Origin of the sequence: Antarctobacter heliothermus (genome assembly GCF_900188425.1) — a bacterium.
Lineage (GTDB): Bacteria > Pseudomonadota > Alphaproteobacteria > Rhodobacterales > Rhodobacteraceae > Antarctobacter > Antarctobacter heliothermus.
The window spans coordinates 82,454-98,259 of record NZ_FZON01000014.1; the positions used below are offsets into that span (position 1 = coordinate 82,454).

Consider the following 15,806-nt stretch of genomic DNA (forward strand, 5'->3'; position numbering starts at 1 on the left):
AGTCTCATGTCCCTTGACGCCACCCTTTCCCAGATCGATTCCGACCTGCCCGCAGCGCTTGACCGGCTGATGGCGCTGCTGCGCATCCCGTCGATCTCGACCGATCCGGCCTACGCCGACAAATGCCAGCAGGCCGCCGACTGGCTGGTCGCCGACCTGAAGGGTCTTGGCATCGCGGCAGAGACGCGCGAGACGCCCGGCCATCCGATGGTTGTTGGCCACGTCGAGGGCGACGGCCCGCATGTGCTGTTCTACGGACACTACGATGTGCAGCCGGTCGACCCGCTGAACCTGTGGGACCGCGATCCGTTTGACCCGCAGATCGAGGACACGCCCAAGGGCAAGGTGATCCGCGGGCGCGGCGCGTCTGACGACAAGGGCCAGCTGATGAGCTTTGTCGAGGCGTGCCGGGCGTGGAAATCCGTCCACGGCACCATGCCCTGCCGCATCACCTTTTTCTTCGAGGGCGAAGAGGAAAGCGGCTCTCCGTCCCTGATCCCCTTCCTAGAGGCCAACAAGGATGAACTGAAAGCCGATCTGGCCCTGATCTGCGACACCGGCCTGTTTGAAAGTCGCGTGCCGTCGATCATCACCCAATTGCGCGGGCTGCTGGGTGAGGAAATCACTCTGACCGGCCCCGCCAAGGATTTGCATTCGGGCATGTACGGTGGTGCGGCGGCCAACCCGATCACCCACCTTTGCCGCATTCTTGGCAATCTGCATGACGTCACCGGACGCATTCAAGTGCCGCATTTCTACGATGACGTCCCCGAACTGTCGGATGAGATCAAGGCGCAGTGGGACGCGTTGAATTTCGACCACGCCACGTTCCTTGGTGACGTGGGTCTTGCGAAGCCCGCCGGGGAACAGGACCGTTCGGCGCTGGAAATGATCTGGTCGCGCCCCACCGCCGAGGTCAACGGCATCATCGGCGGCTACACCGGCGACGGGTTCAAGACGGTGCTGCCCTCCAAGGCCTCGGCCAAGGTCAGCTTTCGCCTTGTCGGCCAGCAGGATCCGCACAAGCTGCGGGAGCATTTCCGCGACTGGGTCCGCGCGCAGCTGCCCGAGGACGTGACGGTCGATTTTCACGGCCACGGCGCCTCTCCTGCCAGTCAGATGCAGACGACGCACCCGGCGTTTGAGTCGGCGCGCAGCGTGCTGGGCGCGGAATGGGGACATGAGGCCGCCTTTACCGGCTGCGGCGGGTCGATCCCGGTGGCGGGCTATTTCAAAAAGATCCTCGGCATGGATTCGATGCTGGTGGGTTGGGGCAAGGACGATGACCAGATCCACTCCCCGAATGAGAAATACGACGTCGAGAGTTTTCACAAGGGCATCCGCAGCTGGGCGCGTATCCTTGACGCGATCCGCTAACGCGGTGTGCGCGGGGCTTTTGGGTCCCGTGCCATTCCCGCCTGGAACGCTCTGCCAGTGCCCGACGTGGCGGAGTTAGTCACGGGTTTGATGAAAAACCCGCATGACTTGAGGACAAAAAACGGCTTTCCGCCACATTTCGCCGGAAATCCCGCCGCAATCGCGCGTTACCCAATGGGGCATGACAATGCCCTATCGCCCCTCCGCCTTTCGCAAGCAAGACCACGGTGATTTCAGCCGCAGGGTCAAGCAGATCGATCCAATGGGACAGGTCGGTGGCCCGCGCGGCCGGAACCGGACCCAACCCAAGGTCGTGACTGCGGCCCTGCTGGGGTTCGGCGCCGCCTATACGGCTGCAGCAATCGGCACCAATCGCGCCACGATCGAAGCAACCCTGCGCCAACAGGGGCTGACCTCAGACACCCAACAGCTGGTCCTGTCTGCCCTGACCGCCGCTCTGGCCGCGACACTGGTCATGTTGACGCTTCAGGTCATTCGCACCGCCCTGACCGCAGGCGTCGGCCGCAAGAACGGGCGCGCCTATGTCTTGGGCGCGGCGCTGGCCTTTGCCATGTTCTACACACCCGACGCGATCTACCTGCTGGGCTACGATCTGCTGGACGGCCATTCACAAGGTTTTCTGGCAAAAGCGGGCGACCTAGTCGGCGATGTGTTTCCCGGCCTCGACATCGACCAGATCCGGTTCACGTCGTCACGCGGATAACGCTGCTCAGATCACCCCGACAAAACGATCGGGCAACAGGTATTGTCCGTCGTAATCCGGTCGCTTGAAGGCATAAAAGCCGGTTTCGCCGCGCGGTGCCCAACTGCGTTTCATGCGTTTTCGAACCCACGACAGGTCAAACCCGTCCTGCATCGGCAACCGCGCGAAGGCATCAAACACCTCGCGGTCCTCGCCGCGCGCCTCGGCGAACCAATGCCGCCCGATGGCCGTGTCCTGAATGCCGGTGCCCACCTCTGCTGTCACCTTGTTGCGTGCGTTCATGGTGGTCGCGTAGTTGGTGAAATCACAGAATTTCAGGTGGAATAGATACAGTTCCTCCGGGGCAATCAGGTGTTCATACTGGGTAAAATGACCGCCACGCGCAATTTTGGCCCCATGGCTGATCACGCAGGGTTTGGAGTAATGCGGTGCCAGCCGGACGTGCCGACGCGGCCCCAGGATCTGACCACCGATCGGGGCGTCTTCGATGTCGGTGCGGTGGATCACCTCCAGACCCAGAGGTGTCAGAACACGTTTGGGGCGGGTGTTCCCCAGGTACTCCAGCAATGAGCCGCCATGCGCTGGGTCCACCACCACCAGTTCATCCACGTCGCCGACAACCACATGGGTATAGTAACAACGCAGTCCCTGAACGAGGTTGTTCAGCATACGCCACCGTTTCATATCAAAATTTGGATGAGGATCACCGGGTATCCCAATGATATTACACCCCTTTGCCAGATCACATACATCCTCGCCATGGCCGTGGTTGACGATATAGCAATTCTCGCGCCCCAGGGTTTCGCCGTAGTGACGCAGCCATGCCTTCAAAAAGAACGCATCTCCGCGCACCATGGTCAGCGCCGCCGCAACCGATTGCATCTGCTCTGGCCTCTTCGCCTGTTGTTTTGACGCCAGACTAGCCCAGCCCGTGCATCTGGGGAATCGCATTCTGAAAGTCTTGTCGCTACCTTGTGGAAAAACAGGCAGTCAAACCCATGATCGATCCCGAATTTCGCGACATCGGCTGGCAAATCACTCGCCCCCATGGCCCGCCAACTCGCTTTCAAGTTTTTGGAGAGCGGTCTTCGGGGACCAACTTCATCAAACGCCTGCTGGGTCGCAACACGCCTCTGAAGCCGGTTGAGGATTTCGGCTGGAAACATGGGTTTCCCTTGATGACCGCGATCCCCCAGGATTCAGCGATCATATGCACCCTGCGCGACGCCCGCAGTTGGGCACTGTCGATGCATGCCAAACCTTGGCACTGTCCACCAGCGATGCAAGCCATGGAATTTGCGGACTTCATCCGAGCGCCGTGGCGCACCGTGGCGGACCGAAAACGGTATTTTCCGCAGGTCGCTGAACATGGTGGACTGGGCCAACCACTGCAACACGACCGCCACCCGATCACCGGGCAGGTCTTTCGCAATCTTTTCACCCTGCGGCGCGCGAAATTGCAGGGGTTGCTATCCTACCATCGCCGGGGATGTACCGTTGTCCTGTGCCGTCTGGAAACGGTACAGGCCGCGCCTGAGGCGTTTCTGGATTCGGTCCACGCGGGGCTGGACCTGCCGCCCCGTGACGGTGCCTTGCGCCCTGTCCACAAGCGGCTTGGGTCCAAGTTTCAGCCGGCGATAGAGACGCGGCCCGACACGCCCAAGGCGCTGTCAGATCCCGATATGGCCCTTCTGCGAGAAACCCTGGACCTGGAGACAGAGGCCCGTCTTGGCTACGACTATGGCTGAGAATTGATCAATATCGCCCTGAAATCATTTACGTTTGTACCGGTTGGACCGGGCGCGTAAATGTCCCCCAAGGCCTCAAAGGCGCTATAGGGGTCTTGTCGTTGCACAAACCCCCTCGGATCATGCCCAAGACCGCGCAGCCGGTCAAAACTGCTGCCGTCGACAAAGGCACCTGCGTTGTCTTCGGTGCCGTCGATCCCATCGGTGTCGGCGGCCAGAGCGGTGAGGCCGCATACGCCCTCGACCCCTTCGGCCAATCCCATCAGAAAAGCCGTGTTGCGCCCGCCACGCCCGGGGGACGCGCCCAGAGTGACCGTCGTCTCGCCTCCTGACAGGATCACCACAGGGGCGGTGAAAGGACGCCCGCGCAGCGCAACCTCGCGTGCCAGAGCCGCGTGGACACGGCCCACGTCATAGGCCTCGCCCTCGATGGCGTCTGACAGGATCGCCGCGCTGATCCCCTGCGCTTCGGCCCGTGCCGCCGCCGCCTCCAGCGACAGACGAGCCGAAGCGATGACCCGGACCTCATTGCGGGAAAATACCCGATCCGTGGGGCTGGGGGCGGCGCAACCTTCACTTGAAAGATGCGCCATAATCCTTTCAGGTAGCTTGATATTTCGCGCCTCAATCATCGCAAGGGCATCGCTGCGTGTCACCCGGTCAGGCACCGTCGGACCAGAGGCCACCTGCGCCGGATCGTCCCCCGGCACATCCGACACAACCAGCGAAACCACCCGCGCCGGGTGGGCGGCCGCCGCCAGACGTCCGCCCTTGATCGTGCTCACATGTTTGCGAATGGCGTTCATCACGCCGATAGGCGCGCCAGAAGCCAACAGCGCGCGGTTGAGCGCCTGTTCGTCTTCCAGCGTCAGGCCCTGCGGAGGCGCGGGCAACAACGCCGACCCGCCGCCGCACACCAGCGCGACGACCAGATCATCCGCCGTCAGACCACTGACCGCCCGCATCACCGCTGAAGCAGCATCCACACCGGCCTCATCCGGCACCGGATGCGCCGCCTCCAGCACCGGCAGGTGCCGACAGGGCGCGCTGTAGCCATAGCGCGTCACGACCACGCCCTCGACCGGCGCGTCCCAGAGCGTTTCAAATGCCGCCGCCAAGTGCGCTGCCCCTTTGCCCAGAGCCACGACAATGGTCCGCCCCTTGGGTTTGTCGGGCAGAATGCCCTCAAGCGCCTTCAACGGATCAGCTGCGGCGACGGCCACTTCGAACAAGTCGGTCAGAAATCTGCGCGGTTCCATGAGTTCCCTTGCCACGTTTTTGCCTATCAGATCTGGGCACGTCAGCGCCTTTCGCCTCACGCGTCCGCATGCGCCTTTGCAAGCCGCTCGACCCGGGCACGGACGGTGTCCAACGGCGGGCAACTGCGGCGTGTTTCCAACGAGACGTGTAACAGGAACTGATCGCAAGTGGCCAGCATTTCACCATCCTGAGCGCGCTTCATCTCATGCCAGAGGCGCAGTTTCTTGCCCTCGCCCTGTACCACCTTCGTTTCGACAATAATCGCTTCACCTGCAAGGGTTTCCGAGATGTACTTCACGTTGGTTTCAGCGGTAAAATAACTGTTGCCTGCATCAATATAGGCGCGATCCGCACCCACAAATGTCATCAACTCCTCACTGGCGTCGGAAAACACCTGTCCGTAGCGGCCTTCGTTCATGTGGCCGTTCACGTCGGTCCAGTCCACCGGCACGATACGGCGCACCGTGACCATCGGGACAGTCTCTTCCAGCGGGACGCGCATTGCGTCGTCGTGATCGCGGATCAGCTTGCCGGCGCCCGCCTCTTGTCCCTTGAGCGCACGCAAAATCGCCACAAGGTTGTCATCGCGCAACCGTTCCAGCGAGCGGATCGACAAGTGGCCGGATTGTGCGTCGGACTGCCCTGCGATCAGGTCCACCAGTTCGTCGGTGAATTCAGGCACATCCATCAGCTTGGTCCAAGGCCATTCCAGCGCCGGGCCGAACTGCGCCATGAAATGCCGCATCCCCGCCTCGCCGCCCGCCACGCGGTAGGTCTCGAACAGGCCCATCTGCGCCCAGCGAAGACCAAAGCCATAGCGGATCGCATTATCGATTTCCTCAGTCGTGGCGATGCCGTCCTTGACCAGCCACAGCGCCTCCCGCCAGACCGCCTCCAGGAACCGGTCGGCAATATGGGCGTCGATCTCGGCCCGGACATGCAGGGGGTACATCCCGATCTCTGTCAGGATGTCGCGCGCAGCGGCGACGATGTCCGGCGCGCCCTGCGGCCCCGGCACCAGTTCAACAAGCGGCAGCAAATAGACCGGGTTGAACGGATGCGCGACTACGATCTGACCGGGCCGCGCGGCCCCCTCTTGCAGCTCCGAGGGTTTGAACCCGCTGGTGGAAGAGGCCAAAACCGCGCTGTCAGAGGCGGTTTTCTGGATCTCTGCGTAGACCTTGTGTTTCAGGTCCAGCCGCTCTGGCACGCTTTCCTGAATGTACTCCGCACCTGCAACCGCCTCAGCCATGGTGGCGTGAAAGCTGATCGGCCCCAGCGGCGGCATCGGCGTCTCATAGAGCATCGGCAATGCCCGCGCGGCGCCTGCCATGACCTCACCAATCTTGCGCTCTGCCTCTGGGTCCGGGTCAAACACCCGCACCTCCCAGCCCATGAGCGCAAAGCGTGCCACCCAGCCGCCGCCGATGACGCCGCCACCAATGATCGCTGCCCGTCTTGCCACTTGCCTCTCCCTTATCGCGATGACTGTGCGCCCAGATTGCAGGCTACGCGCCTGCACACCCGGCAGAAAGCGCGAATGACCATGCAGAACCCGTCACGGCACCAGTGTTTCGGTATGCCCGTCGATAGAGATGATCTGCCCGGAAATCTTGCGCGCCGCGGATGAGGTCAGCCACAGGACGGTTTCTGTCACCTCCTCTGCCGTGAACCAACTGCGCAGGGAAACGCCCTTGACGTATTGCGCCCGCACTGCGTCCGCTGACAGGCCCGAGGCCGCGCTTTCCATGGCCACAACCCGGTCCATCCGGTCGCCCTCGACCGCGCCGGGGCAGATGGCGTTGACCCGCACGCCCTCTGGCCCCAGCTCCATGGCCAGTGTCTTTGTCAGCCCGACGATGGCCCATTTCGCGGCGGCATAAGGCGCACGCAGCGGATAGCCGAACAAACCGGCGGTTGAGCTGGTCAGCACAATCGCGCCGCTTTTCTGTGCCCGCATCAGGCGCGCCGCCCAGCGACAGGTCAGAAAGGCCCCGGTCAGGTTCACGTCGATGCAGGCGCGCCAGGCATCCAGATCCAGCGTTTCGATCCGTCCCGCGGGACCACCCGTACCCGCATTGGCGCAGACAACGTCGATTCCGCCAAATATCTGTTCTACATGCGCCAGAAAACGCGCCATGCCGACCTCGTCCGTGACATCGACAACCTGCGCGATGGCATCCGGGTTCGCCTTGGCAAACTCGGCCACCGCCTGCGCGTCGATATCGCAGACCGCCACCCGGTCACCGCGATCCAGAAAGCCTTCGGCCATGGCGCGCCCCAGACCGGCGGCCCCGGCGGTGATCAGTACACGGGTCATGTCGCCTCCAGTCGGGTCAGATCATAGCCATACCATTGCAGGATTTCACGCGCGATGCGCAGACGCTCACCCGGGCGGCCTGTCCGGTCCATGATCCAGACGCGCTGCCCGTCCGGGTCGCCCATGGCGACAGTGCGGTTGTCGGCGTCAATCCAGTAGATCCAGACGGGCCTGTCCCCCAGCAGCAGCCGCCCGCGCCCCTGATCCGACAGCGCCACCGCCTGCCCCGCCAGAACCGCCTGATCCGCGCCAAAACGCAGCTGCGCCCCCGGCGCAATCCCCGCTGCCTGCACAACACGCCAGTCCCCGGCCAGCCGTCCCAGCGCGGCATCGGTCTGCGAGGCGACAGGCGCAGTGGGGTTGCGCAAGGGCAGTTTGGTCGTGTCGGGCGCAGCTGCGCACCCCGCCAGCAGCAGAACAGCGATCAGGCGCATCACGCCAACCGCTCCGCCACGTACCTTGCCATTTCCGAGCCAAACCGGTGATGATCCTCTGGCGCCCAGTGCACCCCGTCCATGTCGGACACCGTAACGTGATCCCCGGCGCGCATAAAACCGAACCCCTGTTTTTCGGCAGCCGCCGAAAGGAACCCGTCCAGCCCGCACTGGCGTGCCTCTGCCCCGGCAAAAACCTCGGCCAGACTGCCCGTCTCACGTACAGGCGCGGGTGCGACCAACAGAATGTCGCGCACCACGCCCTCGGCGCGCGCCATCAGCGCCAGCCGTTCGACCGACCGCGCAATCTCCCACGCAGAAACGGAAAACCGCGTCTTGAGGTCATTTGTACCCAGCATCAGGATCATCAGGTCGATCGGTTTGTGGCTGTGCAGCACCGCCGGCAGCACCGTCGCCCCATTGCGCATACCGCCCTCGACCATATCGTCATGCACCGTAGTGCGCCCCGGAAGGCCCTCATCAATGACGCGATGGTCCGGACCCAGCGCGGCTGCCATCACATCGGGCCAGCGATCCCCCGGCGGGTGCCGCAGATCGACGCCGGGCGCAGGCAAGGGACAAGTCCCGTGGGTATTGCTGTCGCCGTAACACAGGATCACCGTCATCTTGCCCTCCCCGTTTCACGCCTATCCAGACGGCAACGGCGGCGCGGGTCAATCCCTCAAATGCCGTCGTTCCCCTTGTTTTTGCGCACCAAACGCTGCAACAACTATTATGTTGATCGGGGTGTCTGCCCGGTCAGGGCCGCTGCCAGGCGAAAGGCCACCATGCAAGACACTGACCAGACCCCTGCGCAATTGCGCACGTCGCGGCGCGCGCGGTTGTTCGATCTGTACCGGCAAGAGGCCATGCCGTCCGAAGATCCGCACAGACCGAACCCAACCGATGTCCCGCTGACAGAGGGAGAGGCCGCCCGCCTGCAAGGCGTGGCCATCACCTCTCTCAGCCGCGGAACCCCGTGGCGACAACGAATTTTTCGCTTGAATCGGCGCGGCTCGCACCCGGTTTGAAATTCGACACTTTTTCAAAGCGCCGTTTCAGTTCCGCCTGAAGCGTACCTTCGGCCCCGCCCTGCAAGACTTTGGCCACAAAGGTGCCGCCCTCTTCGAGGACGTCAAACGCCAGATGGGCCGCCGCCTCGCACAGCGCGATGATGCGAATGTGGTCGGTCTGCTTGTGCCCCGAAGAGGCCGCCGCCATGTCCGACATGACCACATCGGCCTTGCCGCCCAGCCATGCCTTGACCTTGTCGTCTGCACCGTCCTCCATGAAATCCAACACATGCAGTTCCGCGCCGGGGATCTGGTCCACCACCTGCAGATCGATCCCAAGGACAAAGCCCTGCGCCTTGCCCTGCTTTTCGCCAAGCGCGTTCACGCGCGGCACAGCCACCTGACACCACCCACCCGGGGCACAGCCCAGATCCACCACCCGGGCGCCGGGCACGAGAAAGCGGTATTTGTCATCGGTCTCAAGGATCTTGAAGGCGGCGCGCCCGCGATAGCCCTCTTCCTTGGCGCGTTTGACATAAGGATCGTTCAACTGCCGCTGCAGCCACAGGGTCGAGGACAGCTTGCGCCCGCGCGCCGTCTTAACCTTGACCTTGAGGTCGCGTTGTCCGCGCCCCGACGTGTTCTTGCCGGAGGGCGTCTTTGTGGGTTTCTTTGCCATGCCACAGGTGCCTTTTCTTGATCCTACCGCCATACGCCAAACTCGAACCCGCCGGAACCCGGATAAGGTGGCACGACATTGCCGTTGCATATTGCCCCCGCCCCGCGCACCTTTGGACACAGATTTATCCAGGAGGGACCGATGCCGTATTATGACCTGTTTCTTGCGCCCGTGAAGGACACCAGACGCGCCGAGTATGAGGCGTTTCTCGTCCCCATGCACAAGATGTTTCTCGACCTTGGCGCGATCGAGGCTGTCGATCTCTGGGCCGAAGACGTGCCCGATGGCGAGGTGACCTCGCTGCCGATGGCGGTCAAGCTGGAAGACGGTGAAAGCGTGGCCTCAGGTTATGTCCTCTGGCCGTCGAAAGAGGCGCGCGATGCGGGCTGGGCCAAGATGATGTCGGACGACAGCCCGTTCGAGATGCCCTTTGACGGTAAACGCATGGTCTTTGGCGGCTTTACCCTTTTGAAGCATACAACCGCCTGATCGCAAGCGGGGCGGGCCGTCAGAGCGGCCCGTCCTCCAATACCCCGTCCGCCGACATCTGGGCGTACAGCAGCCCTTCACGCAGGCCCCGGTCCGCAACCGACAGCCGGTCCGTCGGCCACAACCGCAACAGCGCCTGCAAGATCGCAGAGCCTGACATGATCAGGGCATGCCGGTCCGGCCCGATGCGCGGATCGCGCCGCCGCCCGGCGGGGCCCAATTCCAGATAACGGTTGACCACGGTATCGATCTGGTCCGACGACATGCGCAGCCCGTCCACTTTGGTCCGGTCATAGCGGCGCAGACCCAGATGGGACGCGGCCACGGTTGTGACGGTGCCGGAGGTGCCGACAATCTGAAACCCCTCGCGCGCCTGTTCGTCCTGATAAGGGGCGAACTCGGCAAGGTTTTCCTCAAAGTACCAGCTCATCAGCGCATAGCGCGCCGCATCGTCATGCACATCGGAAAACTGATCGCGCAGGGTTGCGACCCCCAGCGGGACGCTGATCCAGTCCACAACCTTGGCCGACGGAAACGGGCTGTCAGGGGGGTGAAATCCGGCGTGCAGGCGCATGATGGCGCGCGGTCTTTCACGCGGCGCGACCTTGGACAGGTCAATCCAGACAAGTTCGGTCGACCCGCCGCCGATATCCACCACCAGCAACTGTTCCGTCTTGGTCGAGACCAGCGGCGCGCAGGAAATCACCGCCAGGCGCGCCTCTTCCTCCGGCTGGATGATCTCCAGCTTGAGGCCGGTTTCACGGCTGACGTGGTGGATGAAATCCCGCGCGTTGCGGGCGCGACGGCACGCCTCTGTCGCCACCAGACGCATGCGTGTCACCTTGTGGCGCTCGATCTTTTGGCGACAGACATGCAGCGCCGACACGGTCCGCCCCATGGACGACCGGCTCAGGCGGCCAGATTTCTCAAGGCCATGCCCGAGTTGGACTGACTTGGAGAAGCTGTCGACCACATGAAACTGGCTGCCCTTTGGCTGGGCAATCAGCATGCGGCAACTGTTTGTTCCCAGATCCAGCGCGGCATACAGCGCGTTGGGATCGGGTCGTGACGGCGCGGGGCTCTCGACCGGTTTCGGGAAAGCGCCCGCAGCCTTGGGACGCTTGGGCGCCATGGTTTTGCGCCTTTTCCGAGATTAAGTTACCCACAACGATACGCGCCGTTCCGGCAACGCGCAAGCACCATGAATCCGGGTCTGGTGGGGGGGGATGCGGCGCCGGATGGGCCGCCGTTCAAAGGATACGTTAATCTTCCTCATATCTTTCGTGAGAACTTCTGAAGCTGTGGACGGTTGGAACCCGCCGTCCGAACGCATAAGCTGTCGCGCATGACGCGGGACACGTCGAAAACCGACCCGTCGCCGCGTCGTGCCGCGCGTAAAGAGTTGCAAAGAAACAAGGGAATCGGACCCATGGCAGAGCTGACCATCGTCTACTGGCGCGACATTCCCGCCCAGGTCATTGTGGGCAAGGGCCGTCGCGGCGCGAAGGTCCAGTTGCCCGAACGGTTCGAGCAGGCCATCGACCGCGCCGCCATGAAGACGGGGGCCGCAGAGACCGACGCCTATCTTGCCGAGTGGCACAAGGTGGCCTCGGGCACCGTTGAGGGCGACATGCAGGAGGCCGCCAATGCCGCCGCCGCCCGGCTGGACGCCGAATTCGACCATGAGCGCATCAAGGCGCTGATCGCCAACGACGGTTGGGCCTGAGGCCCGCCACCGCAATGACCCTGAAGGAGACGCTGATGGCGCTGTTGAATTTCCGCAAACGCGACGCGGCCCCGCGCACCGGGAACCCCGATCTTGAGGCATTCATGGACGGATACTCGATCGAGGTGATGCCGCGCACCGCGTCCAAGGTCGAGGATTTCCGCGCCCTGCTGCCGACCGGCACCCGCGTCTACATCGCCCATATCGAGGGCACCCCGATCGAGGAGATGGTCAGCACCGCCAAGCGTCTCTCCGCAGATGGCTACAAGGTCATGCCGCATTTTCCCGCCCGCATCATCAAGGATGCCGCCACGCTGGAAAACTGGATCGCCATGTATCAGGGTGAGGCCGGTGTCGATCAGGCGCTGCTGCTGGCCGGTGGTGTGACCAACCCGCACGGCGACTTCGACAGTTCCATGCAGTTGATGGAAACCGGGTTGTTCGACAAGGCTGGCTTTGCACGCCTGCACGTCGCCGGCCATCCCGAAGGCAACCGCGACATCGACGCCGATGGCGGGGATGCGATGGTGATGCAGGCGCTGCGCTGGAAACAGGCGTTCTCTGACCGGACCGACGCGCAAATGGCGCTGGCCACCCAGTTCGCCTTTGACGCCGGTCCGATCATCAAATGGGCGAATCGCCTGACAGCCGAGGGCATCCACCTGCCCATCCACATCGGCATCGCCGGTCCCGCCAAGCTGCAAACGCTGATCAAGTTCGCCATCGCCTGCGGTGTGGGCCCGTCGCTGAAGGTTCTGCAAAAGCGCGCCATGGACGTGACGAAACTGCTGCTGCCCTATGAGCCGACCGAGGTGCTGGAACAGCTTGCGGCACACAAAGCCGCCAACCCGGATTTCAACATCGAGCAGGTGCATTTCTTCCCGTTGGGCGGGATCAAGTCCAACGCGGAATGGGCCATCGCCAACGGTGGCAACGCGGCCCGCCCCGCAGCGGCGCACGGCTGACGCATGACCAGGCCCGCTTTGCTGTTCGACCTGGACGGCACCATGTTGATGACCGATGACCTTCACCGTGAGGTCTACGTCGATCTCATGGCGCCTTACGGCATCGAGATCACTGAAGAGTTCTACATGCAGCATGTCCACGGAAGGCTGAACGTGGACTTCTTTGCAGAGTTCCTGCCCGACCTGGAGGATCCACAAGGGCTGTCCGATCACAAAGAGGCGCTGTTTCGGGAACGACTGCCAACCCCCTACCCCGCCATGCCGGGTGTCGAACAGCTGGTGGCGCGCGCGAAGGACGCCGGTTGGGCGGTGGCCATTGTCACCAACGCAAACCGCAACAATGCCGAGGCCATGTTGCGGGCCATCGGGATGCGCGACGCGTTCGACACCATGATAATCGGTGAGGAATGCGTGCGTGGCAAACCGGACCCGGAACCCTATCTGGCCGCGTTGCGCACCTTGAACGTACCGGCGCATCGGGCCATCGCGTTTGAAGACAGCCCCTCGGGGATGCGGGCCGCCGCAGCTTCGGGGGCGTATGCCGTTGGTTTGCGGTCGGGCCTTTCGGACGCAGATTTGCGCCAGCATGGCGCGCAGTTGACGCTAGCAGATTTCAACGACCCCGCGCTTGAGCACGCGCTTGACCGCCTGACAGGAGAAGACGTGACATGACCCGCACCATCGTCGAATCGAAAACCAAAACCGCCGTGATCGGCTTTGACGAACCGTTCTGCGTGATCGGTGAGCGGATCAACCCCACCGGCCGCAAGATCCTGAACGTCGAGCTGGAAGCAGGCGATTTCAGCCGCGTCGAGGCGGACGCCATCGCACAGGCCGCCGCCGGCGCCAGCATTCTGGACATCAACTCGGGTGCCGTGTTCTCGAACAAGATGGCCGAAGATCCGCGCTACGCCGACAACAACTTTGTCGAGCCGACGCTGATGAAACAGCTGATCGAAGTGGTGCAAAGGGTCGTGGACACGCCGCTGTGCATCGACAGTTCGGTGCCTGGTGCGCTGGAAAACGGTCTGGCCGCCGCCGAGGGCCGCCCGCTGTTGAACTCTGTCACCGGCGAAGAAGAACGTCTTGAACTGGTGCTGCCGCTGGTCAAAAAGTACAATGTTCCGGTTGTGGCCATCTCGAACGATGACACCGGCATTTCTGAAGATCCCGATGTCCGCTTTGCCGTGGCGAAAAAGATCGTCGAGCGGGCGGCCGATTTCGGCATTCCCGCCCATGACATCGTGGTTGATCCGCTGGTCATGCCCATCGGGGCCATGGCAACAGCCGGTCATCAGGTGTTTACCCTTGTACGCCGGCTGCGGGATGAGCTGGGTGTAAACACCACTTGCGGCGCGTCGAACATCAGCTTTGGCCTGCCCAACCGGCACGGCATCAACAACGCCTTTTTGCCGATGGCGATGGGCGCAGGCATGACATCGGCCATCATGAATCCGGTCGCCCTGCCGATCAACGCCGCCAAGATTGCCGAGAAAAAGGCCGAAATCGCCGCCGCAGGGATTATCCTTCCCGACGATCTCGACGATGAGACCTTTGTGACGCTCTTCGGGTTGGGCAGCACCAACGCCCGTCCGGGCAAGGAAATGGAGGCGATCCGCGCCGCCAACTTTCTGATGAACCAGGACGACGGCGGTGCCGCCTGGATCGAGTTCAACCGCCAGCCGCCCAAGGCCGGGCATGAGGGCCGCGGCCGCGCGGGCCGTACCGGCGGACGACGTCGGCGGGCCTAAGCCCCCATGACAAAGGCCCGGCCAGACGGTCGGGCCTATTGCTTAGCAGCGACGCGAACAGAGGTTTTCGCAAGGAATCCCGTCGTTGTCGCGATCCCTTACCCGTTGGCCGCACTGAACCAGCTTGAAGCAGGCCTCTTCGCAGGATCTCAGACGTTTGCAGCTGACATTCCGGCAATCGAATGCTTGCGCCATACGGAAGTGTTCTAACCTCTCCGTCGACGTTTTAGGGATCTCTAGGGTCGCTGTGTCTGCCAACCCACTTCCCGTCAACAACAAAACAAACAAAAGAATGAAACGTCGCATAGCACCCCCCAAACAATCGACAAATTTAACGTTTTGTTAACTCATGCCTATTTTTCAGGCAGCACGCAACAGGAACTCTGTTGACGGCTCAACTCACGACACTGAAAACAAAAAAGAAAAAACGCCTCCGCCCACCTAAAAAACCAGGCCGGAATCTTACGAAATTCAACGACGCCGCACCAATCTGGGTCTCTGCGGAACGCAAATCAACGCCGCTATCAGGCTTCACTCCGATGCGCTACGGCGCCTTTGTTTGGCATTTTCGGTCGCGGCTGCCAAACCTCGTTCTAGTCTTTCCCGGTTGCATGGCAGTCGAATAGATGCGTCGGCGATCGCCGCCCGCTCAATTGAGGCTTCGTCCCTCTTGAAGTCGGCGGAGAGGATAACAACTGTCAGACCCGAATTTGTCTGCCGCAGGGCCAACAGCTCTTCAACGGCGTTCTCCAGCGGACCGAAAACATCGATGTTAACGATAAATGCGGAATTCTCGACATCTGCGCGCGCAGCAATTCTAAAGGCATCCTGCATCCGTCCAAAAACCGTCACTGACGATGTCCAGTCCCCCAGACTGTTGAACTGATCCGAGATTCCGTCTTTTGGGGCATGCAGTATGAAAAGGTCGAGACCCCAGATGTCCTGTACGGCGGGTTCTTCGCTTCTGCGGTACAGGTCATCGGTGTCGTCAAAGTTAGTATCCTCGCTTCCAGGAGGCTTTGTTGCGCAAAGGCTGGTTGAGGGATTCATCTCGTGAATCCAGCGTGGTAGCTGTCCTGCATGAGCAGACCGATCCCGCCGAGCTACAAGACCAAGAACTGGCCGGCCTACAACGAAGCGCTGAAGCAGCGCGGCTCCCTGACGATCTGGTTCGACCCGGACATGGTCTGGGTGCCACCGCCGACCGGCAAGCGAGGCCGGCAGCCGCTCTATAGCGACGCCGCGATCCAGGCATGCCTGACGATGAAAGTCCTTTTCGGCATGGCGCTCCGGCAGACGACCGGGTTCGTTGAAAGCCTA

Annotated in this window: 18 protein-coding genes; 9 read left to right on the forward strand and 9 right to left on the reverse strand. The window is 62.3% G+C overall.

Annotated elements, in window-relative coordinates:
• The first annotated feature begins 6 nt into the window (after nucleotides 1–6).
• Together CHB90_RS09650 and CHB90_RS09655 are read left to right on the forward strand one after the other, a co-directional pair.
• Entirely contained in the window at nucleotides 7–1,377 is a 1,371-nt protein-coding gene (locus CHB90_RS09650; RefSeq protein ID WP_089277660.1) for a M20/M25/M40 family metallo-hydrolase, read from the forward strand.
• Nucleotides 1,378–1,564: 187 nt separating this feature from the next.
• Nucleotides 1,565–2,101 (forward strand): hypothetical protein, encoded by a 537-nt coding sequence (locus CHB90_RS09655; protein ID WP_089277661.1) that lies wholly within the window; start codon nucleotides 1,565–1,567, stop codon nucleotides 2,099–2,101.
• 6 nt (nucleotides 2,102–2,107) lie between these two features.
• On the opposite strand, the gene CHB90_RS26950 is transcribed toward CHB90_RS09655, so the two are convergent.
• Complete coding sequence (locus CHB90_RS26950) at nucleotides 2,108–2,983, reverse strand: glycosyltransferase family 2 protein (RefSeq protein WP_089277662.1); 876 nt, start codon at nucleotides 2,981–2,983, stop codon at nucleotides 2,108–2,110.
• Nucleotides 2,984–3,099: 116 nt separating this feature from the next.
• On the opposite strand from CHB90_RS26950, the gene CHB90_RS09665 reads away from it, so the two are divergent.
• Entirely contained in the window at nucleotides 3,100–3,849 is a 750-nt protein-coding gene (locus CHB90_RS09665) for a hypothetical protein (RefSeq protein WP_089277663.1), read from the forward strand.
• On the opposite strand, the gene CHB90_RS09670 is transcribed toward CHB90_RS09665, so the two are convergent.
• From CHB90_RS09670 to CHB90_RS09695, 6 genes are all read right to left on the reverse strand, one after another.
• Nucleotides 3,840–5,108, reverse strand: coding sequence for a glycerate kinase type-2 family protein (locus tag CHB90_RS09670; RefSeq protein WP_089277664.1), 1,269 nt, complete (start codon nucleotides 5,106–5,108; stop codon nucleotides 3,840–3,842). The two genes, CHB90_RS09665 and CHB90_RS09670, sit on opposite strands and share 10 nt — an antisense overlap.
• Before the next feature lie 56 nt (nucleotides 5,109–5,164).
• Nucleotides 5,165–6,574 (reverse strand): carnitine 3-dehydrogenase, encoded by a 1,410-nt coding sequence (locus CHB90_RS09675; protein ID WP_089277665.1) that lies wholly within the window; start codon nucleotides 6,572–6,574, stop codon nucleotides 5,165–5,167.
• A gap of 93 nt (nucleotides 6,575–6,667) precedes the next feature.
• The gene (locus tag CHB90_RS09680) at nucleotides 6,668–7,429 is read right to left on the reverse strand and encodes an SDR family oxidoreductase (RefSeq protein ID WP_089277666.1); all 762 of its coding nucleotides are present in this window, start codon (nucleotides 7,427–7,429) and stop codon (nucleotides 6,668–6,670) included.
• Nucleotides 7,426–7,863, reverse strand: coding sequence for a lipocalin/fatty acid-binding family protein (locus CHB90_RS09685; RefSeq protein ID WP_089277667.1), 438 nt, complete (start codon nucleotides 7,861–7,863; stop codon nucleotides 7,426–7,428). The genes CHB90_RS09680 and CHB90_RS09685 overlap by 4 nt, the downstream gene beginning before the upstream one ends.
• Nucleotides 7,863–8,489 carry an SGNH/GDSL hydrolase family protein gene (locus CHB90_RS09690; RefSeq protein WP_089277668.1) on the reverse strand — a complete coding sequence of 209 codons (627 nt, stop codon included), beginning with the start codon at nucleotides 8,487–8,489 and terminating at the stop codon, nucleotides 7,863–7,865. The genes CHB90_RS09685 and CHB90_RS09690 overlap by 1 nt, the downstream gene beginning before the upstream one ends.
• Nucleotides 8,490–8,826: 337 nt before the next feature.
• Nucleotides 8,827–9,555, reverse strand: coding sequence for an RlmE family RNA methyltransferase (locus tag CHB90_RS09695; RefSeq protein ID WP_089277669.1), 729 nt, complete (start codon nucleotides 9,553–9,555; stop codon nucleotides 8,827–8,829).
• 141 nt (nucleotides 9,556–9,696) lie between these two features.
• Here CHB90_RS09695 and CHB90_RS09700 point away from each other — a divergent pair, with 141 nt between their 5' ends.
• Nucleotides 9,697–10,044: a DUF1428 domain-containing protein gene (locus tag CHB90_RS09700; RefSeq protein WP_089277670.1), complete on the forward strand. Its 348-nt coding sequence runs from the start codon at nucleotides 9,697–9,699 to the stop codon at nucleotides 10,042–10,044.
• 19 nt (nucleotides 10,045–10,063) lie between these two features.
• Here CHB90_RS09700 and CHB90_RS09705 read toward each other — a convergent pair whose 3' ends face one another.
• Nucleotides 10,064–11,176: a Ppx/GppA phosphatase family protein gene (locus CHB90_RS09705; protein WP_089277671.1), complete on the reverse strand. Its 1,113-nt coding sequence runs from the start codon at nucleotides 11,174–11,176 to the stop codon at nucleotides 10,064–10,066.
• A gap of 297 nt (nucleotides 11,177–11,473) precedes the next feature.
• Here CHB90_RS09705 and CHB90_RS09710 point away from each other — a divergent pair, with 297 nt between their 5' ends.
• From CHB90_RS09710 to CHB90_RS09725, 4 genes are read left to right on the forward strand one after another with little or no spacing between them, the layout of a single operon-like run.
• Complete coding sequence (locus CHB90_RS09710) at nucleotides 11,474–11,770, forward strand: virulence factor (protein WP_089277672.1); 297 nt, start codon at nucleotides 11,474–11,476, stop codon at nucleotides 11,768–11,770.
• A 35-nt stretch (nucleotides 11,771–11,805) separates the two neighbouring features.
• Entirely contained in the window at nucleotides 11,806–12,735 is a 930-nt protein-coding gene (locus CHB90_RS09715; RefSeq protein WP_089277681.1) for a methylenetetrahydrofolate reductase, read from the forward strand.
• Nucleotides 12,736–12,738: 3 nt separating this feature from the next.
• Nucleotides 12,739–13,407: an HAD family hydrolase gene (locus tag CHB90_RS09720; protein ID WP_089277673.1), complete on the forward strand. Its 669-nt coding sequence runs from the start codon at nucleotides 12,739–12,741 to the stop codon at nucleotides 13,405–13,407.
• Nucleotides 13,404–14,486 (forward strand): dihydropteroate synthase, encoded by a 1,083-nt coding sequence (locus tag CHB90_RS09725; protein WP_089277674.1) that lies wholly within the window; start codon nucleotides 13,404–13,406, stop codon nucleotides 14,484–14,486. Before CHB90_RS09720 ends, CHB90_RS09725 begins: the two co-directional genes overlap by 4 nt.
• A gap of 531 nt (nucleotides 14,487–15,017) precedes the next feature.
• Here CHB90_RS09725 and CHB90_RS09735 read toward each other — a convergent pair.
• Nucleotides 15,018–15,536: a hypothetical protein gene (locus CHB90_RS09735; RefSeq protein ID WP_089277675.1), complete on the reverse strand. Its 519-nt coding sequence runs from the start codon at nucleotides 15,534–15,536 to the stop codon at nucleotides 15,018–15,020.
• 30 nt (nucleotides 15,537–15,566) lie between these two features.
• Between CHB90_RS09735 and CHB90_RS09740 the strand changes: the two genes are divergently transcribed.
• Nucleotides 15,567–15,806 (forward strand): transposase (locus CHB90_RS09740; RefSeq protein WP_170941021.1); only part of this gene is annotated, 240 nt, incomplete at its 3' end.